At 67.9% G+C, this 26,419-nt stretch carries 23 protein-coding genes; 9 read left to right on the forward strand and 14 right to left on the reverse strand.

All coding sequences use genetic code 11. The features are described 5' to 3' along the window. Positions 1–54: 54 nt before the first annotated feature. Positions 55–951 carry a thymidylate synthase gene (gene thyA, locus RF701_RS08825; RefSeq protein WP_210359224.1) on the reverse strand — a complete coding sequence of 299 codons (897 nt, stop codon included), beginning with the start codon at positions 949–951 and terminating at the stop codon, positions 55–57. Positions 952–1,356: 405 nt separating this feature from the next. Here thyA and RF701_RS08830 point away from each other — a divergent pair, with 405 nt between their 5' ends. Beyond that, a complete protein-coding gene (locus RF701_RS08830; protein WP_210359223.1) occupies positions 1,357–1,746 on the forward strand; it encodes a JAB domain-containing protein in 390 nt (129 codons plus the stop codon). Between the two features lie 68 nt (positions 1,747–1,814). Here the strand turns inward: RF701_RS08830 and RF701_RS08835 are convergent, their stop codons facing one another. The 10 genes from RF701_RS08835 to RF701_RS08880 form a co-directional block, all read right to left on the reverse strand. Then, positions 1,815–2,501, reverse strand: coding sequence for a hypothetical protein (locus RF701_RS08835; protein ID WP_308814727.1), 687 nt, complete (start codon positions 2,499–2,501; stop codon positions 1,815–1,817). A gap of 70 nt (positions 2,502–2,571) precedes the next feature. Continuing rightward, on the reverse strand, positions 2,572–3,168 hold the full coding sequence (locus RF701_RS08840; protein WP_203310114.1) for a hypothetical protein: 597 nt from the start codon (positions 3,166–3,168) through the stop codon (positions 2,572–2,574). A 102-nt stretch (positions 3,169–3,270) separates the two neighbouring features. After that, positions 3,271–3,825 carry a hypothetical protein gene (locus RF701_RS08845; protein WP_203310113.1) on the reverse strand — a complete coding sequence of 185 codons (555 nt, stop codon included), beginning with the start codon at positions 3,823–3,825 and terminating at the stop codon, positions 3,271–3,273. Between the two features lie 206 nt (positions 3,826–4,031). Then, on the reverse strand, positions 4,032–5,009 hold the full coding sequence (locus RF701_RS08850) for a CsgG/HfaB family protein (protein WP_210359220.1): 978 nt from the start codon (positions 5,007–5,009) through the stop codon (positions 4,032–4,034). A 1-nt stretch (position 5,010) separates the two neighbouring features. Then, positions 5,011–5,436, reverse strand: coding sequence for a curli assembly protein CsgF (locus RF701_RS08855; RefSeq protein WP_246848401.1), 426 nt, complete (start codon positions 5,434–5,436; stop codon positions 5,011–5,013). A 285-nt stretch (positions 5,437–5,721) separates the two neighbouring features. Then, positions 5,722–5,976 carry a hypothetical protein gene (locus tag RF701_RS08860; protein WP_210359219.1) on the reverse strand — a complete coding sequence of 85 codons (255 nt, stop codon included), beginning with the start codon at positions 5,974–5,976 and terminating at the stop codon, positions 5,722–5,724. Between the two features lie 93 nt (positions 5,977–6,069). Next, positions 6,070–6,810 carry a class I SAM-dependent methyltransferase gene (locus RF701_RS08865; RefSeq protein ID WP_238940972.1) on the reverse strand — a complete coding sequence of 247 codons (741 nt, stop codon included), beginning with the start codon at positions 6,808–6,810 and terminating at the stop codon, positions 6,070–6,072. Beyond that, positions 6,810–7,937: a peptide chain release factor 2 gene (prfB, locus tag RF701_RS08870; protein ID WP_308814728.1), complete on the reverse strand. Its 1,128-nt coding sequence runs from the start codon at positions 7,935–7,937 to the stop codon at positions 6,810–6,812. The genes RF701_RS08865 and prfB overlap by 1 nt, the downstream gene beginning before the upstream one ends. Before the next feature lie 56 nt (positions 7,938–7,993). Further along, the gene (locus RF701_RS08875) at positions 7,994–10,507 is read right to left on the reverse strand and encodes a transglycosylase domain-containing protein (protein WP_308814729.1); all 2,514 of its coding nucleotides are present in this window, start codon (positions 10,505–10,507) and stop codon (positions 7,994–7,996) included. Between the two features lie 236 nt (positions 10,508–10,743). Beyond that, positions 10,744–11,991: an N-acetylmuramoyl-L-alanine amidase gene (locus RF701_RS08880; RefSeq protein WP_210359216.1), complete on the reverse strand. Its 1,248-nt coding sequence runs from the start codon at positions 11,989–11,991 to the stop codon at positions 10,744–10,746. Between the two features lie 463 nt (positions 11,992–12,454). Here RF701_RS08880 and RF701_RS08885 point away from each other — a divergent pair, with 463 nt between their 5' ends. The 7 genes from RF701_RS08885 (at position 12,455) to RF701_RS08915 (ending at position 20,844) form a co-directional block, all read left to right on the forward strand. Continuing rightward, positions 12,455–15,154, forward strand: a complete 2,700-nt coding sequence (locus RF701_RS08885) for a ribonuclease E/G (RefSeq protein WP_210359215.1) — start codon at positions 12,455–12,457, stop codon at positions 15,152–15,154. 228 nt (positions 15,155–15,382) lie between these two features. After that, complete coding sequence (locus RF701_RS08890; protein ID WP_210359214.1) at positions 15,383–15,901, forward strand: hypothetical protein; 519 nt, start codon at positions 15,383–15,385, stop codon at positions 15,899–15,901. Positions 15,902–16,064: 163 nt separating this feature from the next. Next, positions 16,065–17,417, forward strand: a complete 1,353-nt coding sequence (locus RF701_RS08895) for a M48 family metalloprotease (RefSeq protein WP_308814730.1) — start codon at positions 16,065–16,067, stop codon at positions 17,415–17,417. A 5-nt stretch (positions 17,418–17,422) separates the two neighbouring features. Then, a complete protein-coding gene (locus RF701_RS08900; protein WP_210359290.1) occupies positions 17,423–18,127 on the forward strand; it encodes a DsbA family protein in 705 nt (234 codons plus the stop codon). 142 nt (positions 18,128–18,269) lie between these two features. Next, entirely contained in the window at positions 18,270–19,202 is a 933-nt protein-coding gene (locus RF701_RS08905; RefSeq protein WP_203310106.1) for an ABC transporter ATP-binding protein, read from the forward strand. Beyond that, a complete protein-coding gene (locus tag RF701_RS08910; protein ID WP_203310105.1) occupies positions 19,199–19,960 on the forward strand; it encodes an ABC transporter permease in 762 nt (253 codons plus the stop codon). Before RF701_RS08905 ends, RF701_RS08910 begins: the two co-directional genes overlap by 4 nt. Next, positions 19,957–20,844, forward strand: coding sequence for a DUF429 domain-containing protein (locus RF701_RS08915; protein ID WP_308814731.1), 888 nt, complete (start codon positions 19,957–19,959; stop codon positions 20,842–20,844). Before RF701_RS08910 ends, RF701_RS08915 begins: the two co-directional genes overlap by 4 nt. On the opposite strand, the gene RF701_RS08920 is transcribed toward RF701_RS08915, so the two are convergent. Then, positions 20,807–21,526: a CPBP family intramembrane glutamic endopeptidase gene (locus RF701_RS08920; RefSeq protein ID WP_308814732.1), complete on the reverse strand. Its 720-nt coding sequence runs from the start codon at positions 21,524–21,526 to the stop codon at positions 20,807–20,809. The genes RF701_RS08915 and RF701_RS08920 overlap by 38 nt on opposite strands. Beyond that, entirely contained in the window at positions 21,523–22,488 is a 966-nt protein-coding gene (glpX, locus tag RF701_RS08925; protein WP_210359209.1) for a class II fructose-bisphosphatase, read from the reverse strand. The genes RF701_RS08920 and glpX overlap by 4 nt, the downstream gene beginning before the upstream one ends. A gap of 496 nt (positions 22,489–22,984) precedes the next feature. Between glpX and RF701_RS08930 the strand changes: the two genes are divergently transcribed. Next, positions 22,985–24,847, forward strand: a complete 1,863-nt coding sequence (locus RF701_RS08930; RefSeq protein WP_308814733.1) for a methyl-accepting chemotaxis protein — start codon at positions 22,985–22,987, stop codon at positions 24,845–24,847. 48 nt (positions 24,848–24,895) lie between these two features. Here RF701_RS08930 and RF701_RS08935 read toward each other — a convergent pair whose 3' ends face one another. Then, positions 24,896–26,353 carry a carbohydrate porin gene (locus RF701_RS08935; RefSeq protein WP_308814734.1) on the reverse strand — a complete coding sequence of 486 codons (1,458 nt, stop codon included), beginning with the start codon at positions 26,351–26,353 and terminating at the stop codon, positions 24,896–24,898. Positions 26,354–26,419: the final 66 nt, after the last annotated feature.

Here is a 26,419-nt window from a genome sequence, read left to right on the forward strand (position 1 = left end):
CTTCTCATAGGTCCTCCTGCGACCTCCATGAATCCGACGAACCGTCGTGATCGGCTAGACGGCGACATCGCCGTGGATCGGCGGGTGGGGCAGATATCCGTCGACCGCGAAATCCGCGAACCGGTATCCGTCGATCGATCCGGGATTGCGCAGAAGCCGCATCGTGGGGAATTCCCTCGGCTCCCGGCCCAGTTGCGCGCGCACCTGATCCTGATGGTTGAGATAGACGTGCACGTCGCCGCCCACCCAGACCAGCTCGCCGGGGGTCAGGCCGGCCTGCTGCGCGAGCATGTGGACCAGCGCCGCCGCGCCGAAGAAATTGAACGCGGCCCCCAGGAACAGATCGCACGACCGCTGGAAGAGCAGACAGTTGAGCTCGCCGCGCGAGGTGACGTGAAATTGATAGACCATGTGGCATGGCGGCAGCGCCATCTGGTCGAGTTCGCCGACGTTCCAGGCGTGGAACAGCATGCGGCGGCTGGACGGATTCGTCTTCAGCGTCTCGACCAGGTCGCCGATCTGATCGTGCTCCCTGCCCGACGCGTCGAGCCATCGCCGCCACTGCTTGCCATATACCGGCCCGAGGTCACCCCATGCGTGCGCGAACGCGTCATCGGCGAGTATCCGCTCCTCGAATTCGGCTTGCGTGATCGACGCGCCGGTCTCTCGTCGATAGCGCGCCAGCGGCCAATCGCTCCAGATACGGACGTTCTCGCGGAGCAGATCCTGTATGTTGGTCCCGCCGGTCAGGAACCAGAGCATCTCCTTGAGCGCGGTCTTCCAATAGACGCGCTTGGTCGTGAGAATGGGTACCTGGCCCCCGCTCAGGTCGAACCGGATGAGCGCGCCGAAGAGCGACCTGGTCCCCACCCCCGTGCGGTCCATGCGTTCGTCCCCCTTGGTGAGGACGCGATCAAGTAGAGCAAGATACTGGCTCTCCGCGTGATTCATGCACAACACTCCACCATCGACCCTCGTCCCGCCAGGCTCCCACGTGAAAAGCCGCCGGCCGGAGGCTTTGTCGCGACCGTCCGCCGGTGCCCTGCTGCCGAGGATGGCCGCCTGACCGAGCCTGGCGCGGGGACCATAGCCGGTCACGCTACGCCACGCACCTTTTCCCGCCCGCGTTTCCGCGCGACACGACGCACGGCACGCCCCGGCTACCCGCATCGATCGTCCCGTACAAAGCCGTTCTGTCGGCGGCACGCACGCGGGAATTCCGCGAACGCGATGCTCGGGTAGATCCTAGCCACGGCCCTTGTCGCAACCGCAGCATGCACCCGCCGCCGCGACGGTTTCCGCCGAAGCGGACGCACTTTGCCGTGCAGGGATCGGGATCGCGCGTCAGGGTGGACCGTGCATCCCGCCCCTGTCCTGCCCCGCATCGCCGATGTCCCGAGCGCAGCCGCGCTGTTCGCCGATCTGCGCCACGCCCCGGCGGAGCGCGCGGCGGTCGCGCTACTCGATCCGGAATGGAGGCTTCTCGCCATGCTTGATTTCGAGGGCCGCAGGGGCTCCGTGTCGCCGTCGCTGCGCGACATCGTCCGCGTCGCCTTGGTGCAGGATGCCGCCGCACTGATCCTGGCCCACAACCATCCCAGCGGTCTTCCAACGCCGAGCGCCGCGGATCTCGCCTTTACGCGTGCCCTCGCCCGCGTCTCGCAGCCCCTTGGCCTGGTGCTCGCCGATCATCTGATCCTGACCGACTCGACAACGGTCAGCTTTCGCGACCTGGGTATCCTGTAACCGAAAGCCTTACCGCCGCGGCACGCGAACGGGACGGCATACCGATCCGGTACGCTATCCCCTGCCGATCATTTTCCCCCATTCAGGACGGACACAGCGACCGATACCGCTGCGCCCGTCTTTGCGGCATTGGCGGCGGCTTCCGCGGCGGCTGCCGCGCGCGCCTGCTCCGCCTGGAGGAACGCGGCCAATGCCTGACCGTCGGAAGACGTCGGATCGATGCCGCCACTGCCCGCGCGTTTCGCCTCCGTGACGATACCGCGTCGATCCTCGGCTGCGTCGCGTTCGGCGGCCAGGCGCTGCTCCGGAGACAGATCACGGCGTTCGGTTGCGAAACTGTCTGCCCGGGTCTCGATCACCGTCTTGCAGGATGGAGCGACCGTATTCCTCGCACCTTGCGGATCGCAGCGGTCATGGCCGGCGATACGCGCCACGGCCAGCGCGCGACTGTCACCGGCCTGTGCCAGCGGCGGTCCGGCCTGTGTGCCGAGATCGCGCTGCGCTGCCGATGGCGTCGAGGCGATCGCTCGGTCGGCCGATCCGATCTGCGCGACCGCCGGCGCCCGCACCGGCGGGTCGAGCCGCATATCCGCGACGGGGTCCGGGCGCTGCCGCTCGTTGACCTGCGCGATCCCGGCCGCATCGGCGCCGGCGGGCGCATTCGGAGGGCCGCCGTCCTGCACCGCGTCGACGCGCTGACCGGCCGCCGCGGTCGGCATGATCGCCGGGAATGCCAGCACGAGCGCGAGCGCCATTCGCCACCGGTGACCGATCGACGACGGAGCGTCGTCGGCAACGCACGGACGGCCCGTCACCGGCGGGCCGTCATTGGCGGATCGTCGCGGACGCGCCGCCGGATTGCACGACCTTGATATCCATCGCATTGTTCCCCTGTTGCTGCCAATCGAGGGTATTGCGATTGCCGCTTTGCGCCGCGGTCATCACATTGTCGTTGCCGACCTGGACGAGCTTGGCGACGTTGGACGCACCGGACTGATCGAGCGTGATGACGTTGCGCGCGCCGATCTGGCTGAGCGCTGCGATATTGTTGCCGCCCGCGCCCAATTGGCGCGCAGCCGCCAGATTGTCATTGCCCCGCTGCTGAACCACGAGATCCTGTTCGCCCGGCCCGCCCTGCCAGGCGAGCGCGGTATTCGCCCGACCCGACTGATCGATCAGCGCCACCGCGCTGCCGGCGCCGGTGGTCGTCACCGCGGCGACGTTGCCGGTCCCGGCTTGATGGACCACGGTCTGGCTGCTCGCCGCGTTCTGCGTCACCTTTGCGCTCTGCACGTCGCCCACCTGCGCGATAAAGGCACTGGACGACGCGCCGATCGGGTCGGCAAGCTGTTGCGCCGAAGCACCGCCGCAGGCGACACAGGTCGCGAGGACGGCGAGCATGGTTAGTCGGACACCATTCATTTGCCTGATCCTTCTACTCCCGTCCGTCAACGCGGAAGGCAAAAGACCGGGACGTGGGCGGGGATTGCGACGAAGCCGTCGAACCCCCGCCATCCTGTCCGGTTACTTCTGGGTGACCGAAGCGACGTTGCCGTATCCGCTCTGGGCGAGCACCGAATAGTTGTTCCAGCCGATCTGGAAGATATTGGCCTTGTTGTAATCGCCGGTCTCGGTGACGACCGACGCGTTCGACGTGTCGCCGTTCGAGATGATCGCGCTGTTCCCGGTGCCGCCCTGCGTCAGCAGCGAATAGGCATTGGTCGAACCCGGCGAGAAGGTGACGTTGGCGTAGTTGCTGGTGCCAAGCTGCTGGACGGAGCTCTTACCGTTCGTGCCCGACTGGAGGACTACGGCGCGGTTCGCGCTGCTGCCGCCGGCGCCAACGCCCTGCGAGATCTGCGAATAGTTGGTCGCACCGCTCTGCTCGACCTGAACGGACTCGAGCGAACCCTGCTGCGCGACCAGCGAGATCGCGTTGTCGGTGCTCTGCAGCAGGGTGGCGTTGTTCGCATTGCCGACCTGCTCGATGTACGAGACGTTGCTGGGGAAGCCGCTCTGCGCGGCGGCCGGCGCGGCGAAGGCGAGGACGGAGGCCGAAGCCAAAACGAGAATCTTCATGGTTGTCATTCCTTAAGGTGTGAGATGATAACCATGCGGCCCCGCCGGCACGCCGGCGCGGTGCATGATCGTTGTTTCCATGGCAACGCTCCTTCACGACGGGGTTGCCGCCCCGTCGTGAAGACCCCCATTTCGTACAATCGCCGCGGGGGGGACGGCCGTACGACCGGCATCTCTCCATCCGGGAGGACGCCGGCCGACGTTCCTTATGGCGACCCCTTCTTGTTGCCGGCGTCCGGGCCGTCGTCGCCCTTCAACCGGTCACGTGTCGCCAAAACCTTGAGCGGCGGCGCCGAATTTGCCGCTTTCATCGCGGTCTCGACCTTATCGGGCGCGAACTTGCCGTCGCGCTCCGCCTTATAGGCCTCGAGAAGCGGCGCGCCCGCCTCCGGGGCCTTGAAAGCCCACAGCTTCAGGTCGACGCCTTCGAGGACCAGGCCGTAGACCGCTTTCTCGATCGCCTGACGCAGTGCGAGCTGGTCCGGCTCGTTGGTCGTGATCCCCATCTCCGCCTCGAGCAGTTCCTTGAACGCGACGTAGCGGAACGTGCTCGCGTTCAGGGACCGCGAGGCGATCGTCTTGGAGGCGGTTACCGTCGTCAGCACCTCCCCCGTCCGGACCGATACCGCGCGCAGATACACGGTCACCGTGTCCTGCCGATATTGCGTGCTCGCGCCCAGGCCCAGGAACGCCGCGCCCGCACCGCCGGTGACCGTGTTGGTGTCGTAACCGATGACGCCGCCCTCGAGCAGCACGCCGGCGAACAGCAGCGACGGCAGCGCCTGGGCATTGACGTTCGTCTCCCCCAGGTAGCGCTCGCGCATCTCGCGGATCACCTGCCGCTCGTTGAGCAGGTTCTTGAACTGCTCGCGCTCCACGACGGTGAACCACTGGCGGTTGCCCGCATCCTGGAGCGCCTTGACCAGGATCGATCCGGCGCCCTGGGTGACCGCGCGGGACAGGGTCTGCCCCTGTTCGCTCGGCTTGAACTGCCCGGTCTGGTCGCCGAAGCCATAGACCGCGACCGACAGCGGCCGCGCAGGCGGCGGCAGCTGATTCAGACGCACCTCCGTCGGCGTCTTCGCCGGGATGAAGGCGGCCGTGCTGAAGCGCGAAGGGCCGACGTTATAGGCCGCGCAACCCGACAGACCGACGGATGCGAGAAGGGCGAGAGCGGTCCGCATCTCAACTCGCCTTGACCAGCGTGGGCACGGTGATGACCGTCGTCTTGCCCGTCGTCGTGTCGGTGATGGTCAGCGTCACGCTGTCCAGCCCACGGACGAACTGGATGGTCTGCGACCCGAAGGTGATCGTACCGCTCTGCTGCGGGTTCGCGCCGAAGATCGCGTTGGTGACCTGCGTGGAAAGCGACGACAGCAGCTGCGACTGCAATTGCCGTGCGAACAGCTCCGCCTGCGACTGGTTCGACGGGTCGTTGGGATCCTGATATTTGTTCTGCCCGTTAGCTTCGGCGAACAAGTGATTTGAATTGAATGGGTTTCCGCCAAATCTCGGATTGACCGGCTGATACGTCAGGTCTTGCGCCACGGCAATCGTGGGCAATGTCAGCATCACAGCTGCCAGACTCGCCATGGTCTTACGCCAGGCCATGTATCCAAACCCCCTGATCGTTAAGTTCTTGATAACCGATTACGCCGGCACCTCCAGATTGCCAACGATTATCTGTGGTTAATCAGGGCTAGGATGTCCCTAAATGATCTCGTCTTCGACAAGTAGGTGAATCAAAAGGCATATTATCAAGCACAAAATCGCGTTCCGATAAGATCTTCTTTAGATCGTCTGCCGCCTTTCCAGAGAACAGGACTCCACGTTCACCGCTATCGCGCAAAAATAATCTTTATTTTCAACGTCAAGGCCATTTTGGACATGATTCGTTCACACGGCGGTCGCATCCAAGTCCGGTTCGGATGCCCTTGGTCTGCAGACGCACATCATGACCGTGCGGCTTGGATCCCGAAGGGCATCGGGATCGACCGCGTCCTGCCCGCGCGCCGCCGCTTCCTCCTGCGGTGCCGGGTCGCGCCGGTGCAGGCGTTCTAGGGCGCCGTACCGGAACGCGGCGCGCCGACGACCCTGTTCGTGTTCGATGGCATCGACAGGAAGGACGGCCGACGCGACGCCGGCGCGCATCCACCGTCCGATCGACGCCGCGGCATCGGTCAGTGTGCGATCGAGCAAGGCCGGATCGGCGCGGTACCGACCCTCACCCACATGGACCAGCCTCTAGCGGAGACGGCAGGCCTTGATCTGCGCGGGCTCCGGACGCGCGCCGACGGGCTGGAACGTCGCCATGTAGCCACCCGCGGATGGCATCTGCGCCTGCGACACCTGGCGATACCCGACCGCCTCGAACTCGCAGCGGAGCAGTTCGGGCGGCGTGCCGTGATTCTGGGGACGGCGGTCCGCGTCGACGACGACGACCAGGCCGTCCGGCTTTACCGACGGACGCAGCCGCCAGAGGAACTCGTAGGGCTGCGCGATCTCATGATACATGTGCACCATCAGCACGCGGTCGAAACTATGTTCCGGAAGCTTGGGATCGGCCGGCTCGCCCAGCCGGACCGAGACGTTCTCGAGATCCTCGCGCGCCACGCGGTCGGCCAGGGCATCGCGGACGCTGGCGACGATATCCTCCGCCAGCACGCGCCCCGTCTTGCCGACCCGCTGGGCAAGGCGGATGGTGTAATAGCCCTCGCCCGCACCGATGTCCGCGACGGTCATGCCGCGGCGGATCTTCGCCTTGTCCATCACCTCCGTCGCCTCGTTCAGGCGGTCGCGCGCCTCCTCGCTCGACCAGCGGGAGGAGACGATGCTGGCGACCGGCCTGTCGGCGGCGGGGAAGGGGCCGGGTTCGGCCGGATCGCGGCGGATCAACGGCTTCGACCCGTCGCAGGCGGCAAGCAGCAGCAGCGCACACAGCACGCCGTCCACCATCCCCCGCCCCCTGCGACGCGTCGCGGCCATCAGTCGACATCCTCCACATCGACCTTCTCGCCCGTCACCCGCTGCGACAGCGCCGCCGCCATGAACGGGTCGAGCGCGCCGTCGAGCACGTCGCCGGGCGCGGTGGAGGTGACGCCGGTGCGCAGGTCCTTCACCAGCTGATAGGGCTGCAGCACATAGGAGCGGATCTGGTGGCCCCAGCCGATGTCGGTCTTGGTGGCGTTCTCCGCATTGGCGACCGCCTCGCGCTTCTGCAGCTCCAGCTCGTACAGCCGCGCGCGCAGCTGGTTGTACGCCTCCGCCTTGTTCTTGTGCTGCGAACGCTGGTTCTGGCACTGCACAACGATGCCGGTCGGGATGTGGGTGATGCGCACCGCCGAATCGGTAGTGTTGATGTGCTGGCCGCCGGCGCCGGATGCACGATACGTGTCGATGCGCAGGTCGCTCTCGTTATACTCGACCTCGATATTGTCATCGATGACCGGATAGACCCAGACGCTCGAGAAGCTGGTGTGGCGCCGCGCGGCACTGTCATAGGGGCTGATCCGCACCAGGCGATGCACGCCGCTTTCGGTCTTGGCGAAGCCATAGGCGTTCTCGCCTTTGACCAGCAGCGTCGCGGACTTGATCCCGGCCTGCTCGCCCGCGTGATAGTCGATGAGCTCGACCTTCATGCCGCGGCGTTCGGCCCAGCGCGTGTACATGCGCTGGAGCATGCCCGCCCAGTCCTGGCTCTCGGTGCCGCCGGCGCCCGAATTGATCTCGATATAGGTGTCGTTCGCGTCCGCCTCGCCCGCGAGCAGCGCCTGGACCTTGTCATGCTCGGCGCGCACGGCGAGCTGGGCGAGCGCCTCGACGCCCTCGGCCTCCATCTCCGTATCGCCCTCGGCTTCGGCCATCTCGATCAGCTCGACGGTGTCGTCGAGTTCCGACTGGATCGCCTTCGTGGCGGTGATCGCCTCGTCGAGTCGGCGACGCTCGCGCATCACCTCCTGCGCGGCCTTGGGGTCGTTCCACAGCGCCTGGTCCTCGACCCGTGCGTTGAGTTCGTCGAGCCGGCGCAGCGCGCGGTCCCAATCGAGGAAGCGGCGGAGCAACGCCAGCGCGTCCTTGATGCGGTCGACATGGGATTGCGCTTCGGCGCGCATGGAAGATCTCCGGAAAATGCAAGAATGGCGGACGGGCCGCGGATATGGAAGCGGCGCTAGTAGATTCCGCCTTCCCTTTGCAAGAAGTCGCTGTCGCGCGGCGCCTGCGTCTTCGCCGCGGCGGGGGTCGCGGCGGCGGCAGGCGTGGGCCCCGCATGGCGCGCCGCACGGCGCGGCTCGCTCTCCGGCTTGAACGCTTCCCAGATCACCGCCGGCTTGGGGTCGGTGTCGGTCGGGAAGGTGCCGTAGACCGGCCGACCGCTCGCGCGATCGATCCGGACCATGCGGATGCCCGGCGCGGCGCGGAAGGGCAGCTTGTCGAGCCCCTCATAGGCCTTGACCGCGAACTCCTTGAAGATCGGCGCGGCGACGGTGCCGCCCTCCGCCGCGCCCAGGCGCCGCGGACTGTCGTAGCCGAGATAGAGACCGCCGATGAACTGCGGCGTGCCGCCGATGAACCAGACGTCGGTCGGACCGGTCGTCGTGCCCGTCTTGCCCATCATCGGCCGGTCGAGATCGCGCAAAACGGTCGCCGTCCCGCGCTGGATGACGCCTTCGGTGATGTGCACCATCTGATAGGCGGTCATCGCGTCGATCGCCTGCCGCGTCCGGTCCCGCGGGCGCGGCATCGCCTTGCCGTTCCAGTCGGGCGCGTTGCAGCCGTCGCAGGCACGCCAATTCTCCGGCCAGATCACCTTGCCGTGGCGGTCCTGCACGAAATCGATCAGGCTCGGATCATGCGCGCGCCCCTGGTTGGCGATCGTCGCATAGGCGTTGACCATGCGGCTGACGGTCGTCTCGCCCGCGCCAAGCGCGATCGCGAGATAGGGCGAATAGGTGCCGACGCCCAGCCGCTTCATCACGTCCACTACCTTGGGCATGCCCGTCGTTGCCGCGGCGCGGACCGTCATCAGGTTGCGCGACTGCTCGATGCCCCAGCGCATCGTGTGAGGACCCGCCGCGCGCATGTTGGCAAAGTTGCGGAAGCATTTCTGGCCGAGCCGTGCCCCCTGGTAGACGCAATAGGGCGCATCAAGAATAATCGTCGCGGGCGTCATCCCGTTTTCCAGCGCGGCAGAATAGACGATGGGTTTGATCGTCGACCCCGGCTGGCGCAGCGCCTGTGTCGCGCGATTGAACGCCTGGATGCGGCTGTCGAAGCCCCCCTGCATCGCGAGCACGCGGCCGGTCGCCGGCTCCTCGACGACGAAACCGCCCGAAACCTTGGGGATCGACCGGATCGCCCAGCTGCCGCCTTCGGGCGCGACCGCGATGATGTCGCCGGGCTTCAGCGCCGAGAAGCTGGTCGCCGCGCTGCCGCGCACCGGCATGAGGGCCCGCGACCGCGGCAGTTCGCCCGTCTTGCCGTCGCCGAAGCCGATCCGCCACGCGTCACCGTCGCGGGCGATGACGATCGCGGCGCGCCAATCGGCATAGTCGAGCGCGATGTTGGTGTTGATCAGCGCGCCGAGCCAATTGTCGTCCTCGATCTCGACATGACGGATCGGGCCGGACCAGCCGCGTCCGCGATCGTACCGGATCAGTCCGTCGCGCAGCGCCTGGGTCGCCAGGTCCTGCAATCGCGTGTCGAGGCTGGTGCGCACCCACAGGCCGCCCGCATAGACGCTATACGGGCCGTCCTGCGAATTCTCGCCGAACTTATCGATCAGCTGCCGGCGCACCTCCTCGACGAAATAGCCGCCGACGCGCTCGAACTTGGGCGTGCGGCGCAGGATCGTGCCGAGCGGCTCCGCCACCGCCTGATCGTGCTGCGCCTGCGTGATGAAGCCGTTCTTCAGCATTTCGCCCAACACCCAGTTGCGGCGTTCCATGGCGCGGTCTGGGTGGCGGACCGGATCGTAGTTCGACGGCCCCTTCGGCAGGATGGCGAGATAGGCGAGCTGCGCGAGATCGAGCTCGGGCAGCTCCTTGTCGAAATAGGCGTGGCTCGCCGCTTCGACCCCGAAGGCGTTCCGGCCGAGCGCGATCTGGTTGAGGTAGAGTTCCAGGATCTGCGGCTTTTGCAGCGTGTCCTCGATCCGGAAGGCGAGAATCGCCTCCTTCAGCTTGCGCGTGGGCGAATATTCGTTGCCGATCAGCAGGTTCTTGGCGACCTGCTGCGTGATCGTCGAGCCGCCGCGGGCGCGCTTGCCGCTGCCGAACTTGCGGGCGTAATCGATGACCGCGCCGGCAAGTCCGGGGTAATCGACGCCGTGATGCTCGAAGAAGGTCTTGTCCTCCGCCGCCAGGAAGGCGCGGACCAGCAGCGGCGGATATTCGCTGTAAGACAGCTCGACGCGCCGTTCCCGCGCATAGGACTGGATGGGATTGCCGTCGTTGCCGCGAACGTTCGTCGGCAGCGGCGGCTCATAGGTGCGCAACTGGGCGACGGAGGGCAGATCGCGCAGGATCGTGATCCACAACACGCCATAGCCGATCGCGGCCAGCACCGCGAGAACCGCGAGCGCCTTGACCCACCACCGCCCCCAGGCGGCTCGCACCACGCCGCGCACACCGCCTGCGTCGCGATACCGGGTCATGCGGGTGGTGCTGGGGGGATCGGACGCCATAGACTTGCGGCTCGCGTGTAGCAGGTTCACAGCCGGTTGCCAGCCGATTGCGGCGTGCCGCGCCGTGTTGCGGCCGCGAACCGCGATGCCGCATGGCCTTTAACGCACGATTCAGCGAGGCTGGATCGGGACTGTTCCGGCCCTCACCCCCACCCGGCCGCCCCTACAGCGTATCGTGGATGGGCGGCCGGGTGGGGGTGAGGGTCTGAACCGCGTCCATGCACGGGAATCGGGCCCTAGCGGCTCACCATCTGACGGGCGAAGTGTACCTCGACCGCGCGCGTCACGCTTTCCGCGATCTTCTCGCGCCCCTCGCGGCTGTCCAGGAAGGCGGCGTCGCGCGCGTTCGAGATATAGCCCGTTTCAAACAGGATCGACGGCATGTCGGGTGCCTTGAGCACCATCAGCGACGCCATGCGGTGGAAGACGTCTTTCGTCGGGATCAGGGGCTTCGCCTCGCGCCCCAGCAGCCGGGCGAAATTGGCGGACGTGTTCATCGTCTCGCGCTGGGTCAGGTCGATCAGGATCGACGACACGTCCGCACCGGCGTCGCCGAGGTTGATGCCGCTGATCACGTCCGCCTTGTTCTCCCGCGCCGCGAGCCGTGCGGCCTCCTTGTCCGATGCCACTTCCGACAGCGTGTAGACCGAGGCGCCGCTCGCCTCGCCGCTGCCGACGCTGTCGCAATGGATCGAAATGAACAGATTGGCGTGCAGCCGCCGCGCGATGCCGAACCGCTCGCGCAGGACGAGGTAGCGGTCGTCGTCGCGGGTCAGCGCGACGCGCACGCGACCACTGGCGAGCAACTGGTCGCGGATCGCCTTCGCAATGCGCAGCGTCACGTCCTTCTCGCGCAGCCCCGTCTCGGCGTTGATCGCGCCGGGATCGACACCGCCATGGCCCGCATCGATCACCACCAGCGGCCGGTCGTCCTCGCCCTCGACGCGCGGCAGCTTCACGCCGCGCGCCGGCGGCGGCACCGGCACGGACACCTTGTACTTCGGCCGCGCGGTCAGCGTGCCGAGATCGAAGGGGAAAAAGCTGAGTGGGCCCGCCGCGCTCGCGGCGGCGAATCGCGCCACGTCGACCGCCTGGAGCGACAGCGTCAGGCGCCGTCCGTCGGGATCGAAGCCGCCGTCGTCGATAACCGCCGGGCGCGCGAGGTCGAACAGCAGCCGCGTGCCGCCGGCATGCGCGATCTGGCGGATGCCGGCCACCGGCCCCCCGCCGATCGCATGCGCGCCGGGCATCGCCCCCGCGACGTCGACCGCGATCTGCCGCGTGCCCTTTAGGATGAGGCCGGTCGCATCGCCGACCGGGCCGTCGAAGCGGATGTCGATCCGGCCGTCGACCACCGACACGCTACGCACCGCGGTCGCCGCGGCGGCGGGACCGCCGACGAGCCATCCGGCGAAAAGGGCCAGGAACGCGAACACGGCACGTATTTGCCGCTTCACCCGGCCGCGGGTCCAGCGAAAAACCATCCATACCCCTTTGGCGATCCCCTTGTGATCGCGAGAAGTTCCGATAGGAGCCAAGCTCCTGCCACCGGGTTGCCCGGCAGGGTTAATTGTCCGTTGGGCACGATTTTGCCGCCGAAACCGGCAATTTACCGCCGGTTGCGATGCGGCTCTCGCAATGCTACCTAATCAAATGTACCCGTGCGTCGCGACCAAGGTCGGCGACACATCGGTCCGCCGTGCCGTTCTGGCGCGGGACATAACCAGGTTGACGCTCGCATGACGCATTTCTCCACGTTCCGACACCGCCCGGCAGTTGCCGGCGGATGCGCGGGCGTGTGGGCGGGCCGTGCCCCCCAGATTGCCGGGCGAGCAGACGCATCTTTGCCAAACACCCGCGCCGACGTGATCGGCGCGCTTCATCGTCGCGCGCCCCGCCCTGCTGCCGGCCCTGCCGCACCACCGGGACGCGCGTGGAGACTATTCAATGACCACGCGTATGCTGATCGACGCACGCCACCGGGAAGAGACCCGGGTCGCCGTCGTCAAGAACAACCGTATTGAAGAATTCGACTTCGAGAGCGCAGAGCGCAAGCAGCTCAAGGGAAACATCTATCTCGCCAAGGTGACGCGCGTCGAGCCGTCGCTGCAGGCGGCGTTCGTCGACTATGGCGGCAACCGCCACGGCTTCCTGGCGTTCAGCGAGATCCACCCCGATTATTACCAGATCCCCAAGGAGGATCGCGACGCGCTGCTGCGTGAAGAGGCGGAGCATGCCGCCGAAGAGGCCGCGCTGCGCGCCGAACATGACGGCGACGACGAGGAGTTCGAGGGCGATCACGACGCCGCGGACGACCACGGCGACGACGATCACGACGACCATGCCGACGATGCGGAGGCGACCGGCACGTCGAAGCGTCCGCGCGGCAACGGCAACGACGACCAGGTCGAAGCACTGCGCCAGCGCCGCATGAATCTGCGCCGCCGCTACAAGATCCAGGACGTGATCCGCCGCCGTCAGGTGCTGCTGGTTCAGGTCGTCAAGGAAGAGCGCGGCAACAAGGGCGCGGCGCTGACCACCTATCTGTCGCTGGCCGGCCGATATTGCGTGCTGATGCCCAATACGTCGCACGGCGGCGGTATCTCGCGGAAGATCAGCAATGCGGCCGACCGCAAGCGGCTGAAGTCGATCATGGCGGACATGCAGCTGCCGTCGTCGATGGGCTGCATCGTCCGCACGGCGGGCCTGCAGCGCACCAAGACCGAGATCAAACGCGACTTCGACTATCTGGCGCGCCTGTGGGACGGCATCCGCGAAACGACGCTGCATTCGTCGGCGCCGGCGCTGATCTATGGCGACAGCGACCTGATAAAGCGCGCGATCCGCGACATCTATAATCGCGAGATCGACGAGGTGATCGTCGAGGGCGAGGACGGCTATCGCCACGCCAAGGATTTCATGAAGCTGCTGATGCCCAGCCACGCGCGCCGGGTAAAGCAATATGCCGACGCGGTGCCGCTGTTCCAGCGCGCGCACGTCGAGGACCAGCTCGCGGCGATGTACAACCCCGTCGTGCAGCTGAAGTCGGGTGGCTATCTGGTCATCAACCCGACCGAGGCTTTGGTGTCGATCGACATCAACTCCGGCCGCTCGACGCGCGAGCACAATATCGAGCAGACCGCGACCGCGACCAACCTGGAGGCGGCCAAGGAGATCGCCCGCCAGCTGCGCCTGCGCGACATGGCAGGCCTGGTCGTCATCGACTTCATCGACATGGACAACGGCTCGAACGTCCGCAAGGTCGAGAAGGCGATGAAGGAGGCGCTGAAGGACGATCGCGCTCGCATCCAGGTCGGCCGCATCAGCAGCTTCGGCCTGATGGAAATGAGCCGCCAGCGCCTGCGTACCGGCGTGCTGGAGGCGTCGACCCGCCAGTGCCCGCATTGCGAAGGTACCGGCCTGGTCCGCACCGCCTCGTCCGCCGGCCTGTCGGCGCTGCGCCTGATCGAGGACGAGGCCGCACGCGGCCGCGGGTCGATCCTGACGCTGCGCGCCAGCCAGGAAGCCGCCGTCTACGTGCTCAACAAGAAGCGCGCCGACATCGCGGAGATCGAGGATCGCTATGGCGTGACCGTCGAGATCCTGCCGGATCGCGAAGAGGAAGGCGCGCGCATGTCCGTCGAGGCGAGCGGACCGCCGCCGACGCACGCCCCCAAGATCGAGCCGCTGGTCGAGGATCTCGACGACGACCTGCCCGAGGATATCGAGGAGGAGTTCGACGAGGAGGAAGAGGTCGAGGCGGAAGCCGAAACCCGTGCACCGCGCGAGGATCGCGCCGAGGGCGAAGACGGCGATGGCCGTCGCGGCCGTCGCCGTCGTCGTCGCGGCCGGGGCCGTGGTCGCCGCGACGAGCAGGGCGAGCAGCAGGACGATGGCGTCGGCGCCACGCCCGCGACGGGCGACGCCGAGCAGGACGCCGATGACGCCGGTGACGACGAGGCCGAGACCCTTGCCCGCGAGGACGTCGAAGACGCCGCCGTCGCCGAGGGCCAGGGCGAGAAGCGCCGCCGTCGCGGTCGTCGCGGCCGCCGTGGTGGTCGTCGGAGCGCCGAAGGCACGGTCGAGGCGAACGAGAACGCCGAGGCCGCCGAGGCCGCTGCGCCGGAACTGGAGCCGATCGTCGAGGCCGGCGATGCCGGCCCCGTGACCACCGGGCTGGACGCGCCCGCGACCGAACCGGTCGAGGATGCGCCCGCCGAGGCGCCGCGCACCCGCCGCCGCCCGCGCGCCCGCAAGGCCGCCGCGCCGGCGACCGAGCCTGCGACGACCGAGCAGCCGGTGGCCGAGCCGGCGCCCGCGACGCTCGAGGTCGGGGCCGAAGCCGAAGCGCCCGCCAAGCCGAAGCGCACCCGGAAGAAGGCCGCCCCGGCGGCCGCCGAACCCGTTGCCGACGCCCCCGCAGAGGCGGCGACGGAAGCGGCTCCCAAGCCCAAGCGCACGCGTCGCAAGGCCGCGCCCGCTGCCGTGACGGAAGAATCCTCGTCGGCAGAGGCCGTCGCCGCACCGGCCGACGCTCCGGCGGCGGAACCGGCGGCCGATGCGGCCGCGGCGGATGCGGAGGCTGCCGCCGGCGAATCCACCGACACGCCGCGCCGCGGCTGGTGGCAGCGCACCTTCGGCGGCTGACCCTTCACCGCAAGGCTGAGCGAACTAAAGGCCCTTCCGCCTCGTGGCGGGAGGGCCTTTTGCCGTCCGCGCCAGCGAAAGGACACGTGCGCGGTCGCGCACCGGCAAGCCGCAGGCGGCGCGATGACCTGCGGAAATTGTCCCATGACGCTCCCGTAAGCGACCTGTAAGCCATCGCACCTAAGGTCCGCCGTCACGCGCGGCGCGGCGCGAGCGAAGGAAATACGCATGCGGTGGCCGACCGGATCGATCCTGCCCTTTGTCCTGTTCGCGGGCATGTCCCTCACCCCGCATGCCGATGCCCGACCGCGCCACGTGCCGCTCACGCCGGCGGGCATCCGCGATGCTGTCCGACACGAGGGCGCGACGCGCGTGGTGGACCGACTCGCGGCGAACAATCTGTGGTTCGATGTCGTCGAAGCCGAGATCGACGCCGCCGCCCCAGGCTGGATCGAACTTGCGCCGCTGCTTGCCCCCGGCACGGATGCCGCGACGGCCGAGGGACTGGGGCTCAGCCTCGCCGGCGCGCTGCCGCATGCACCGGATCGCGTGCTCGCCGTCCTCGACCTCACCGGCGTATCGCCCGTGCTCCGGCCGGCGACGGTCTGCAGCGCGGGGTTCATCGAAGTTCCCGCTGCCGAGATCGCCGCCTATCGCAGCCGAACCCTCGTCGCCGTCCGGCGCGTTCGCAACGCAGCGCTCGCCCGCGCCCGGGCCGCCTGCATCGCCAGCCTGACCCGCGGCTGAAGACGCACCGCCACGACGGTCACGGCCGCCTTCGCTTTCAGCCGCGGTTCACCTCGGCTTCGCGATAGGCGCGGCGATGAGCCGTTCGCCGCGTTTCGCCGTGACCTTCCCCCGCGGCGCGCCTATGGTGGGCGCCATGCCACCGGCCGGGGACCGATAGCGCATGAAGCGCCTGCTTGCCGTCGCCGCCGCGGCGATCCTGCTCGCCGCCCAGCCTGCGGCGGCGCAGTCGATCCTGCGCGACGCGGAGACGGAGGCGATGTTCGCCGACATGTCGACGCCGCTGATCAAGGCGGCAGGCCTCAGCCCGCGCGACGTCAAGGTCGTGCTGATCAACGACGATTCGATCAACGCCTTCGTCGCCGGCGGTCAGACCGTCTACGTCCATTCCGGCCTGCTCCAGGCGGCGGACAATGCCAACCAGGTGCAGGGCGTGATCGCGCACGAACTGGGCCATATCGCCGACGGGCATGTCGTCCTCGCCGACCGCGGCATGAAGCCCGCGATGGGCATCACCCTGCTGTCGATGGTTCTCGGCCTGGCCGCGATCGCGGCGGGCAGCGGCGAGGCGGGGGCGGGCCTCATGGCGCTGGGGCAGCAGGCCGGGCTCGGCAAATATCTCGCCTTCAGCCGCACGCAGGAATCGACCGCCGACGCGGCGGGCGCCAGATATCTCAGCACCGCCGGCATCACCGGCAAGGGCATGCTGAGCTTCTTCAAGAAGCTTCAGCAGCAGGAATATCGTTATGGCGTCGAGAACATCGACCCATTCATGCAGACGCATCCCCTGTCCGGCGAGCGCATCGCGCATCTGACCGCCGATCTGCAGGCGTCGCCGGCCTGGAACACGCCCTCCGATCCCGCGCTGGAGGAACGGTTCCGCCGGGTGAAGGCGAAGCTGGAGGGCTATGTGATGCCCGCCGAGCGCACGCTGGCCGACTTCCCGGACACCGACAACACGGTCTATGCGCATTACGCACGCGCCTATGCCTATCACAAGGCCGGCTATCCCGACAAAGCCGATGCAGAATCGGCGGCGCTGCTCAAGGCGAAGCCGAACGATCCCTATTTCCTCGAGATTCGCGGACAGATCCTGCTGGAAGCGGGGCGACCCGCCGATGCTTTGGTGCCGCTGCGCCGCGCGACCGAGGGGTCGGGCAACAATCCGCTGATCGCGACGACGTTCGGCCATGCGCTGATCGCGACCGAGGACAAGATCAATTACCCCGAGGCGATCAAGGTGTTGCGCATCGCGACGCAGCGCGACGACGACAATCCCTTCGCCTGGTACCAGCTCGGCACTGCCTATGAGCTGACCGGCGACACCGCGCGCGCGGCGCTGGCTACCGCGGAGCGCGCGAGCATGACCGGCGACCATCGCACCGCCGCGCAAAGCGCGCGCTATGCGATGGCGCGCATTCCCGCCAACACCGCGGACTGGATTCGCGCGCAGGACATCGCCATGGCCGCGCAGAACGACATGGACGACAATCCGAAGAAGTATAAGCGCAAGTGAAGACCATGCATCTGCTGGGCGTCGCCGCGCTCGGCGCCCTGATCGGCGCCGGCGCGGTGTGGAGCGCCGATCGCCTCGTCGCCCCCGGCGGCGCGGACCGCCTGCGCATCGAGCGCGTCGTCCATGACTATATGCTCTCGCACCCGGAGATAATCCCCCAGGCGATGCAGGCGCTGCAGGCGCGCGAATCGGGCAAGGCGGTGGCGGCCAATCGCGACGCGATCACGACGCCGTTCGCCAGCGCCTGGGCGGGAAATCCCAAGGGCGACGTCACCCTGGTCGAATATTACGATTACAACTGCGGCTATTGCCGCGCGTCGCTGCCGATGATCGCGGACCTGATCCGCCGCGATCCCAACCTGCGCGTGGTCTATCGCGAACTGCCGATCCTGGGGCCTTCCAGCCGACCGGCGGCCCGCGCCAGCCTGGCGGCGGCACAACAGGGGAAGTTCGCCGCCTTCCACGACGCGCTCTACGCCGCCGGGCCGGTCAGCGACGCGACGATCCGCGCGGCGGCGGCGAAGACGGGCGTCAGCTTGCCGCCTGCCAGTGCACCGGCGCTCGACGGAGAGATCGCCAGGAACATGGAGACGGCGGCGAAGCTGGGCATGACCGGCACGCCGACCTGGGTAGTCGGCGACCAGATGCTCGCCGGCGCGCTGCCGGTGGAGGAGCTGGAAAAGGCGATCGCGGCGGCGCGCGGCCACTAAGGCGGGCGTCCGCGCGCTCCCCGCGCCGGCCACGGGCCGCCGACCAGGCCGACCGGGGCCGGACGTGCCCGATACCGCAACCCGGTACCCTTTCGCCCGGCCTCCCGCCGCCCTATCTCCCGGGGCAACAAGGGGGCATTGCATGGCCGAACCGATCCTCGCGCTTTCCGGCGTGTCGAAGACCTACAAGAGCGGCACCACGGCGCTGCACAGCGTCGACCTGACGATCAACAAGGGCGAGATCTTCGCGTTGCTCGGCCCCAACGGCGCGGGCAAGACGACGCTGATCAGCATCGTCTGCGGCATCGTCACGCCGTCGACCGGCAGCATCTCGGTCGGCGGCCACGATGCATTGCGTGCGTTCAAACGGGCCCGCCGGATGATCGGACTGGTACCGCAGGAACTGTCGGTCGACATGTTCGAGACCGTGCTGGCGACGGTCAGCTATTCGCGGCGGCTGTTCGGCTATGGCGCCGACCCCCAGCATGTCGAGCAGGTGCTGCGCGACCTGTCGCTGTGGGACAAGCGCGACGCCAAGGTGATGGAGCTTTCCGGCGGCATGAAGCGCCGCGTACTGATCGCCAAGGCGCTGGCGCACGAGCCTGACATCCTGTTCCTCGACGAACCGACCGCTGGCGTCGACGTCGCGCTGCGCCGCGACATGTGGAAGCTGGTTCACAAGCTACGCGCGCGCGGCGTCACGATCATCCTCACCACCCATTATATCGAGGAGGCGGAGGAGATGGCGGATCGGGTCGGCGTCATCACCGGCGGTAAGCTGCTGCTGGTCGAGGAGAAGGCGACGCTGATGCGCAAGCTCGGCAAGCGCGAGATGGACCTGACCCTCGTAGAGCCGATGACGCAGATACCGGCGGGGCTGGAACGCTGGCACCTCGCGCTGGAGAACGAGGGCAAGACGCTGCGCTACGTCTTCGACGCGACGGAGGAACATACGGGCATCCCCTCGCTGCTGCGCGCGCTGGCCGAACAGGGCATCGCGTTCAAGGACCTCGAAACGTCGAAGTCGAGCCTCGAGGACATTTTCGTCGACCTGGTGGGAGGCCGCGCGGCATGAACCTGAACGGCATCTGGGCGATCTATCGCTTCGAAATGGCGCGCGCGCTGCGCACCGTGTGGCAGAGCCTGATCACGCCGGTCCTGCTCACCAGCCTCAACTTCATCATCTTCGGCGGCGCGCTGGGCGGCCGGATCCAGGAAGTGGGCGGCGTGCCCTATGGCAGCTTCCTCGTCCCGGGCCTCATCATGTCGTCGCTGCTGGTGCAGAGCGTCAGCAACGCGTCCATCGGCATCTACTTCCCCAAGTTCACCGGCACGGTGTTCGAGCTGCTATCCGCGCCGATATCCGCGATGGAGATGGTGATCGGCTTCGTCGGTGCGGCGACCACCAAGTCGGTGGCGATCGGCCTGGTCATTCTCGCGACCGCCACCGCCTTCGTCACGGTACGTATCGACCATCCATTCGCGATGGCCGCGCTGCTGATCCTGACCAGCCTCGCCTTCTCGCTGTTCGGCTTCATCATCGGCATCTGGGCCAAGAATTTCGAACAGCTCAATTTCGTCCCGACGCTGGTGGTGACGCCGCTGACCTTCCTCGGCGGAGTCTTCTATTCGATCGACATGCTGCCGCAGCCATGGCGGACGGTCACGCTGTTCAACCCCGTCGTCTATCTGGTCAGCGCGTTCCGCTGGAGCTTCTTCGGGACGGGCGACGTGCCGGTGCTGATCAGCCTGGGCGTCACGGCGGGCTTCCTGCTGCTGTGCCTCGCGGTGGTCGGCTGGATCTTCCGCACCGGCTGGCGGCTGAAGAATTGAACCCGGCCGACGCCACGGCCCCCGGCGGACGCGCGTCCGATGCCGGGCAGCCCGGGGCGTCGGAAAGCTTCATCGGCTTCGATTCCGCTTGGACCGACAATCCGCGCGCGCCCGGCGCGATCGCGGCGCTCGTCGTCGCGAGCGACGGCACCGCGACCTTCCACCCGCCCCGCCTCTCGCGCTTCGCCGAGGCGCTCGCCTTCATCGACGAGGTCGCTACGGGCTACACGTTGATCGCGCTGGATCAGCCGACGATCGTCCGCAACGCCGCCGGCATGCGCCCGGCGGAACGCGTTGCGGCGGCGGCGATCAGCTGGCTCGGCGGCGGCGTGCAGCCCGCGAGCCGGAGCAAGACCGGCATGTTCTGCGACGCTGCGCCGATCTGGCCGTTCCTCGCGGCACTGGGCGCCGCCGACGATCCGATGGCCGCGCGTGCCGCGTCCAATGGCCGTCATGTCATGGAGGTGTTTCCCGCCCTCGCCATCCCCGCCTTCGACGCGGGCTGCGCGGCGCGCAAGGCCGCGGCCAAGTACAATCCGGCGAACCCGCGCTTCCGGCCCGACGATTGGCGCCGCGTCGCGCGCGCCGCCGCCGCGCAGTTCGACCGCTGGCAACTGGCCGAGCCGGCCTGCTGGTGCCGTGACGCCGCGGCCCTTCTCCGCCCGCGCAAGGCCGATCAGGATAGGCTCGATGCGATGCTCTGCCTCGCCATCGCGCTGCACTGGCGGCTCGCGCCCTCAGCCGAATCGATCATGATCGGCGATCTCGACGACGGCTATATCGTCGCGCCGCTCGCCCCCGCACTGCGGGATCGGCTGACCGCCGCCGCTGCGCTGCGTGGCGTCGCTATCGACGGACGGCCCGCCGCCGTATCCGGCCGCTGAAAGCGGGACGCAGAACGAGGGCGTTGAGGTCGGTCAGCGCATGCGCGGCGATCGGCAGCCACAGGGCGCCGCTGCCGAGATAGAGCACCGTCATCAGCGCCCCCCCGATCGCGGTCGCGACGACACCGACCCGGCCCTGGTAGCGATGCATCGCCGCGAAACAGGCGATCCCGAGGCCGCAGCCGATCGCCGGCACCCCCGTCAGCAGCGTGAGTGCAAGCGGTAGCGCCAGGCGAAAGAACAATTCCTCGGTCACGCCCGCGCTGATCGCGAGCGCGGTCGCCGGCAGCAGTTCGGCATCGCTCGTCGGCATGATCGCGCGCGCGTCGCCCGCGGTCCAAGGCGGGCGCCCGCGCCGCGCCCGCCACCACGTCGCGAACAGCCCGAGCACCGAGCCGCCGGCAAGCCCGGTCGCGACGGTTCCGAAACCGATATCGCCGGGCCGAAGATCGAGCGAGGCGGAAAGCGGCAGGAAGGCGGGGGGAAGCGAAAGCAGCGCATCCCATTGTCCCGCAAGGGCCAGGAACATCAGCGCCGGCAGGCCATAGCCGAGCCACAGGCCGATCGCCCAGCGACCATGCCGTGCGGCGATCGGCACAGGAACCGGCAGCCACAATCGCCCGCGCCACAGCAGGACGACTGCATAGGCGCTCACCAGCGCGGCGAGCGCCAGGATCGTCATCCGTCGAGGCGATGCTCGCCCTTCACCCACCGCACCGTGCCCGACGAGGCGCGCATCACGACGCTTTCGGTCGTCATCTTGCCCTTGCGGCGCTTGACGCCTTCGAGCAGCGACCCGTCGGTCACGCCGGTCGCCGCGAAGATGCAGTCGCCGCGCGCCAGTTCCTTGAGGTCATACTGCTTGTCGAGATCGTCGATCCCCCACTTGCGGGCACGGGCGCGCTCGTCATCGTTGCGGAACAGCAGGCGGCCCTTGAACTGACCACCGACGCAGCGCAGCGCGGCGCAGGCGAGCACGCCCTCCGGCGCGCCGCCCGATCCCATATAGACGTCGATCGTGGTTTCCGGATCGGCGGTGGCGATCACGCCGGCGACGTCGCCATCGCCGATCAGCATGACGCCGACGCCGAGCGCGCGAAGCTCCGCGATCAGGGCCTCGTGCCGCGGGCGGTCGAGCACGCAGGCGATGATGTCGGAGGGCTTGACCCCCTTGGCCGCCGCGATCGCGCGGACATTGTCCGTCGGCGATCGGTCGAGGTCGATGACGCCGTCGGGCAGGCCGGGGCCTACCGCTATCTTGTCCATATAGACATCGGGGGCGTTGAGCAGGCCGCCCTTTTCGGCGATCGCCAGCACCGCGAGGCTGTTCGGTCCGGCCTTGGCGCAGATCGTCGTGCCTTCCAGCGGATCGAGCGCGATGTCGATCTCCGGCCCCTTCCCCAGTCCGACCTTCTCGCCGATGAACAGCATCGGCGCCTCGTCGCGCTCGCCTTCGCCGATGACGACGGTACCGTCCATGTAGAGTTCGTTGAGCGCGCCGCGCATCGCCTCGACGGCGGCGGCATCCGCCGCCTTCTCGTCCCCGCGACCGACCAGCGTGGAGGCGGCGATCGCCGCTGCTTCGGTGACGCGCACCATCTCGAGGACGAGGACGCGGTCGAGGACCTGGCTGGCGGCGGTCATATCTTCCCCTTGGATGTCGATAGCTTTGCGGGCGGCGATAGGCGGGCGCGTTCATCGTGTCGAGGGCATGCGTGGCGGGACGAGGCGGTGCTGTCGTCCCATCCGGCCGACGCGCGCCTTGGCCAGTCATGGATACGCCCGCATTCCGATAAGCCAGGCGGAATGGTCGAGCGCCCACCGCTCGCCGGGCGCGGCAGGCGCCGACGTTTCACGCGACGGTCTGACCGGTCGAATCCAAGAAACACCCATTTTGAGCAATAACCATTGTGGACCTTTTTAATCTCTTTTTCATTCTTTTCCTGATACTTCCAGGACGAAAGGAATTGGGGGGAGCGTCGACACTCGCCCCGGTTTTTCCCTCCGGGCACAGGGCATCTGCACGCGGGAGGGGGGACTGCCGCCCCGTCGACGGCAGTCGGTCATCGTGCGCGATGATCGGGGTTCGGCGGAATCGGGGCGGTGCGGGGGTACCGCCCATAGCTCGGGACGTGCCTCTGTGAAAAACTTGAAGATCGCGGGTAAATTATCTGTCGCATTCGCTATCGCCATTGCCGCACTGGTCGGCCTTGGCGGTTTTTCCATCTACCGATTGTCGGTCGCCGCGGAGCGCGCCGACTATCTCGGTCGCGACCAGGCCACGAAGCTTGGCCTGGAGGACGACGTCAACACCGCAACGTCCGACTTCGGCGCCTATCAGGCGGTTCATCTGCTCGCCAACACACCCGCTCTTCAGCAGGAATATCTCAAGCGCATGAACGAGCGCGCCGCGCTCATCGACACGCGACTGAAGTGGTTGGGCGACAACGTCGTCGCCCCGGGGCCGAAGGAAAAGCTGGACGCCCTGCGGCTGCGCTGGGCCGAGTTCATGAAGACCGTGCCGGCGGGCGTCGCGCTCGTTCAGGCCGGTCGCCACGACGATGCGCTACGCCACTTCCTGAACAATCGCGACGTCTACAATCGCGGCAACACGGCGGCGAGCGAACTCATGGATGCGCAGCGGGCCAATACCGCCAGGATCGCCGAAGAGGCGCAAGCGTCGTACAACACATCGCGGATGCTCCTGATCGTCTCGATAATCGGCGTCGTCGCGCTGCTGGTCGGCTTGATGATGATGCTGATCCGATCGATCGCCGCGCCGCTGCGCACGGTCACGGAAGGGCTGACCGCCCTCGGCGCCGGCAACATGGACGTCGCGATCCCCGATGCGGATCGCACGGACGAGGTCGGCGATCTGGTCACGGCGATGAAGAACCTGCGCGACCAGCTGGCGGCGGCAGAGCGGGCCAAGGCCGAGCAGGCGACGCTGATCGTCGAAAGCGTCGGCAAGGGTCTGGAGGCGCTTGCCACGGGCGACCTGACCACGCGGATCGAAACCCAGCTGACGGGGCCGTTCGCCAAGCTGCGCGAGGACTTCAATCGCGCATTGTCCGCGATGGGCGATGCGATGACCGCGGTGACCGAGGCGACCAGCGGCATCAACAGCGGTGCCAGCGACATCCGCCAGGCGTCGGACGACCTGTCGCAGCGTACCGAGCAGCAGGCCGCCAGCCTGGAAGAGACCGCCGCCGCGATGGACGAGATCACGACCACGGTGCGCCAGACCGCCGCGGGTGCGGTGAAGGCGAACACCGCGGTGGAGGAAGCGCGCGTCGAGGCGGAACAGTCGGGCCGCATCGTCGGCAAGGCGGTCGAGGCGATGGGCGGCATCGAACGCGCGTCGAACGAGATTTCCGAGATCATCAGCGTGATCGACGGCATCGCCTTCCAGACCAACCTGCTCGCGCTCAACGCGGGGGTCGAGGCGGCGCGTGCCGGCGACGCGGGCAAGGGCTTCGCGGTCGTCGCCTCGGAGGTGCGCGCGCTCGCCCAGCGGTCCGCCGACGCCGCCAAGGACGTCAAGACCAAGATCACCGCGTCGACCGAACAGGTCGAGGCCGGCGTCCAGCTGGTCAGCGAGACGGGTGCTGCGCTCAACCGCATCATCGGGCGGATCGGGGAGATCAGCGCGCTGGTCGGCGAGATCGCCAAGGCGGCGGAGAGCCAGGCGACAGGCCTGCAGCAGGTCAACACCGCCGTCAGCGAGATGGACGGCGTGACGCAGCAGAATGCCGCGATGGTCGAGGAAGCCACCGCCGCCGCCCGCTCGCTGTCGGCCGAGGCCGACCAGCTCGCCCGGCAGGTGACGCGGTTCAGGGTCTCGAACGATCGTCAGCCGGCGCCGCCGCCGGTGGTCCACCAGCTGCAGCAGCGCGCCGCCGACGCAGGCCGCAGGATCGCTCGCGCCGCGGGTTCCGGTCGCCGGAGCGGCGGCCAGACGGCTGCCGTCGCAGTGGCACAGGACGACTGGTCGGAATTCTGACCGGCAGCAGGGGCGGCGATCCACGATGGAGCGCCGCCCCGTCCCGTTTCAGAGCGTGATCGCCGCCTTCATGCCGACCACGCCCACGTCCGCCGCCTCACGAATGCCACCTGGCTGGTGGATGTATTGTAGGTTGGGCCTGAGCTCGAGCCAGTCGGTCGGGTGGATGGCGTAATAGACCTCCGCCGCATATTCCGCATCGCGGATCGCCGTGCCCAGGACGGCCCGGTCGGCGGCCGCCGCACGGCCGTTGACGTTGGTGCGCGCAAGTCCGAATCCGAGCACGTCGCCGGGGATCCAGGGCACCAACCCCTTGTAGAACAGCCCTACCGCCACCTGATTGTCGGTCACGGACGTCTTGCGATCGGCCTGCGTGACGTTCGCGAACATCGACAGGCCGGTCAGCGCCTTGCCGTCTTTCGACCTACCGGTCAGCTGCTGCTGCATGGTGAAATAGACGCCATAGCGGCTGTCGTGCCGCAGCGGCGCGAGCCCGGTCACCGCCGCGACATTGCGGTTGAGGTCGAGCAGCACGTCGTCGCCCGCCGCCGTACCGATCCAGCCGCCGATCTTGTACGAGCCGACGTGACCATCGTCGCCACCGTGTGACCAGCCCGTTTCGATCGGGATCAATGTGCCGGTCGCCCCCTGCACATGGGCCACGAAGAAATGCGGATCGAGGTTGCGCGGATTGATCTGATAGGCACCGCCCTGCACGTAGACTCCGCGCGGCAGGTCAATCCGCACCCGCGCGCCCCATTGGCTGACGGGCCAGTTGTACCAGTAATCGCCCGCGAGATTGCCGGGCTGCGCCCCACAGAAGCTGAGGTTCATGAAGTGGCAGGAGAAGACGGCGAAGTCCTCGCCCGGGTTGGTTAGCCCGAGTTTCACCTCCACCGACGGGCCGAGCTTCTGCTCGTACCATAATTGCGTCATGCGCACCGTCTGGCCCCGTCCGTAGATCTCCTGCACCTGCTGCAGCGCGTTGATACCCGCGTCCGCCGTCAGGTTGCTGCCACGCCGCCAGGTCACGGTCGCCTGGAACGCCCCGCCCTTGAGCCCCGCCAACTTTTCCAAGTCGAGCAGCGCGCCGACGTCGAACTGGCCCGTTTCCCGGAACAGCTGCCGCTCGCCGCCGGCAATGTTATAGCCACTTTCGGAGGCGTAGCGTGCACTCAGCCCGATGCCGCGCCGGCCGAGCCGCGTGCGGATTTCCTGCCAGTCGCCGATCAGGCCCGGCGGCGGTGAACTCTGCGTGTCGCCGATCAGCGCCGACGGCGAGGTATCACGCTGCCGGCTGCGCGACACCGCCGTCTGCGGCCGATGCTGCGTGTCGCCGGTGGTCGTGTCGGGATTCTGCTGGCGCGTCTCGGGGGCGGGCGTCTGCTGCGTATCGGCGGGAGCCGGCGCCGGCGCGCCGACATCGACCTGCTGCGCCGACGCGCCGCCGCACCAGGTCGCCGCCGCCAGCGTCATGCCCGCGACCCGCCACAACCGCCTGTCCATCATGCCGCCCCTTCTCCAGCGCCTTTACGCTTGCGTCAGAAGGATAACGGACGATGCCGTAATTGG

The sequence above is a fragment of the Sphingomonas sp. GV3 genome, assembly GCF_031082075.1.
Classification (GTDB): domain Bacteria; phylum Pseudomonadota; class Alphaproteobacteria; order Sphingomonadales; family Sphingomonadaceae; genus Sphingomonas; species Sphingomonas beigongshangi.

Bases quoted from the DNA above. Each gene is read 5' to 3' on its own strand.
- thyA (WP_210359224.1), bottom strand. From the start codon at position 951: ATGAATCACGCGGAGAGCCAGTATCTTGCTCTACTTGATCGCGTCCTC.
- RF701_RS08835 (WP_308814727.1), bottom strand. From the start codon at position 2,501: ATGGCGCTCGCGCTCGTGCTGGCATTCCCGGCGATCATGCCGACCGCG.
- RF701_RS08840 (WP_203310114.1), bottom strand. From the start codon at position 3,168: ATGAATGGTGTCCGACTAACCATGCTCGCCGTCCTCGCGACCTGTGTC.
- RF701_RS08845 (WP_203310113.1), bottom strand. From the start codon at position 3,825: ATGAAGATTCTCGTTTTGGCTTCGGCCTCCGTCCTCGCCTTCGCCGCG.
- RF701_RS08850 (WP_210359220.1), bottom strand. From the start codon at position 5,009: ATGCGGACCGCTCTCGCCCTTCTCGCATCCGTCGGTCTGTCGGGTTGC.
- RF701_RS08855 (WP_246848401.1), bottom strand. From the start codon at position 5,436: ATGGCCTGGCGTAAGACCATGGCGAGTCTGGCAGCTGTGATGCTGACA.
- RF701_RS08860 (WP_210359219.1), bottom strand. From the start codon at position 5,976: ATGCGCGCCGGCGTCGCGTCGGCCGTCCTTCCTGTCGATGCCATCGAA.
- RF701_RS08865 (WP_238940972.1), bottom strand. From the start codon at position 6,810: ATGGCCGCGACGCGTCGCAGGGGGCGGGGGATGGTGGACGGCGTGCTG.
- prfB (WP_308814728.1), bottom strand. From the start codon at position 7,937: ATGCGCGCCGAAGCGCAATCCCATGTCGACCGCATCAAGGACGCGCTG.
- RF701_RS08875 (WP_308814729.1), bottom strand. From the start codon at position 10,507: ATGGCGTCCGATCCCCCCAGCACCACCCGCATGACCCGGTATCGCGAC.
- RF701_RS08880 (WP_210359216.1), bottom strand. From the start codon at position 11,991: ATGGTTTTTCGCTGGACCCGCGGCCGGGTGAAGCGGCAAATACGTGCC.
- RF701_RS08885 (WP_210359215.1), top strand. From the start codon at position 12,455: ATGACCACGCGTATGCTGATCGACGCACGCCACCGGGAAGAGACCCGG.
- RF701_RS08890 (WP_210359214.1), top strand. From the start codon at position 15,383: ATGCGGTGGCCGACCGGATCGATCCTGCCCTTTGTCCTGTTCGCGGGC.
- RF701_RS08895 (WP_308814730.1), top strand. From the start codon at position 16,065: ATGAAGCGCCTGCTTGCCGTCGCCGCCGCGGCGATCCTGCTCGCCGCC.
- RF701_RS08900 (WP_210359290.1), top strand. From the start codon at position 17,423: ATGCATCTGCTGGGCGTCGCCGCGCTCGGCGCCCTGATCGGCGCCGGC.
- RF701_RS08905 (WP_203310106.1), top strand. From the start codon at position 18,270: ATGGCCGAACCGATCCTCGCGCTTTCCGGCGTGTCGAAGACCTACAAG.
- RF701_RS08910 (WP_203310105.1), top strand. From the start codon at position 19,199: ATGAACCTGAACGGCATCTGGGCGATCTATCGCTTCGAAATGGCGCGC.
- RF701_RS08920 (WP_308814732.1), bottom strand. From the start codon at position 21,526: ATGACGATCCTGGCGCTCGCCGCGCTGGTGAGCGCCTATGCAGTCGTC.
- glpX (WP_210359209.1), bottom strand. From the start codon at position 22,488: ATGACCGCCGCCAGCCAGGTCCTCGACCGCGTCCTCGTCCTCGAGATG.
- RF701_RS08935 (WP_308814734.1), bottom strand. From the start codon at position 26,353: ATGGACAGGCGGTTGTGGCGGGTCGCGGGCATGACGCTGGCGGCGGCG.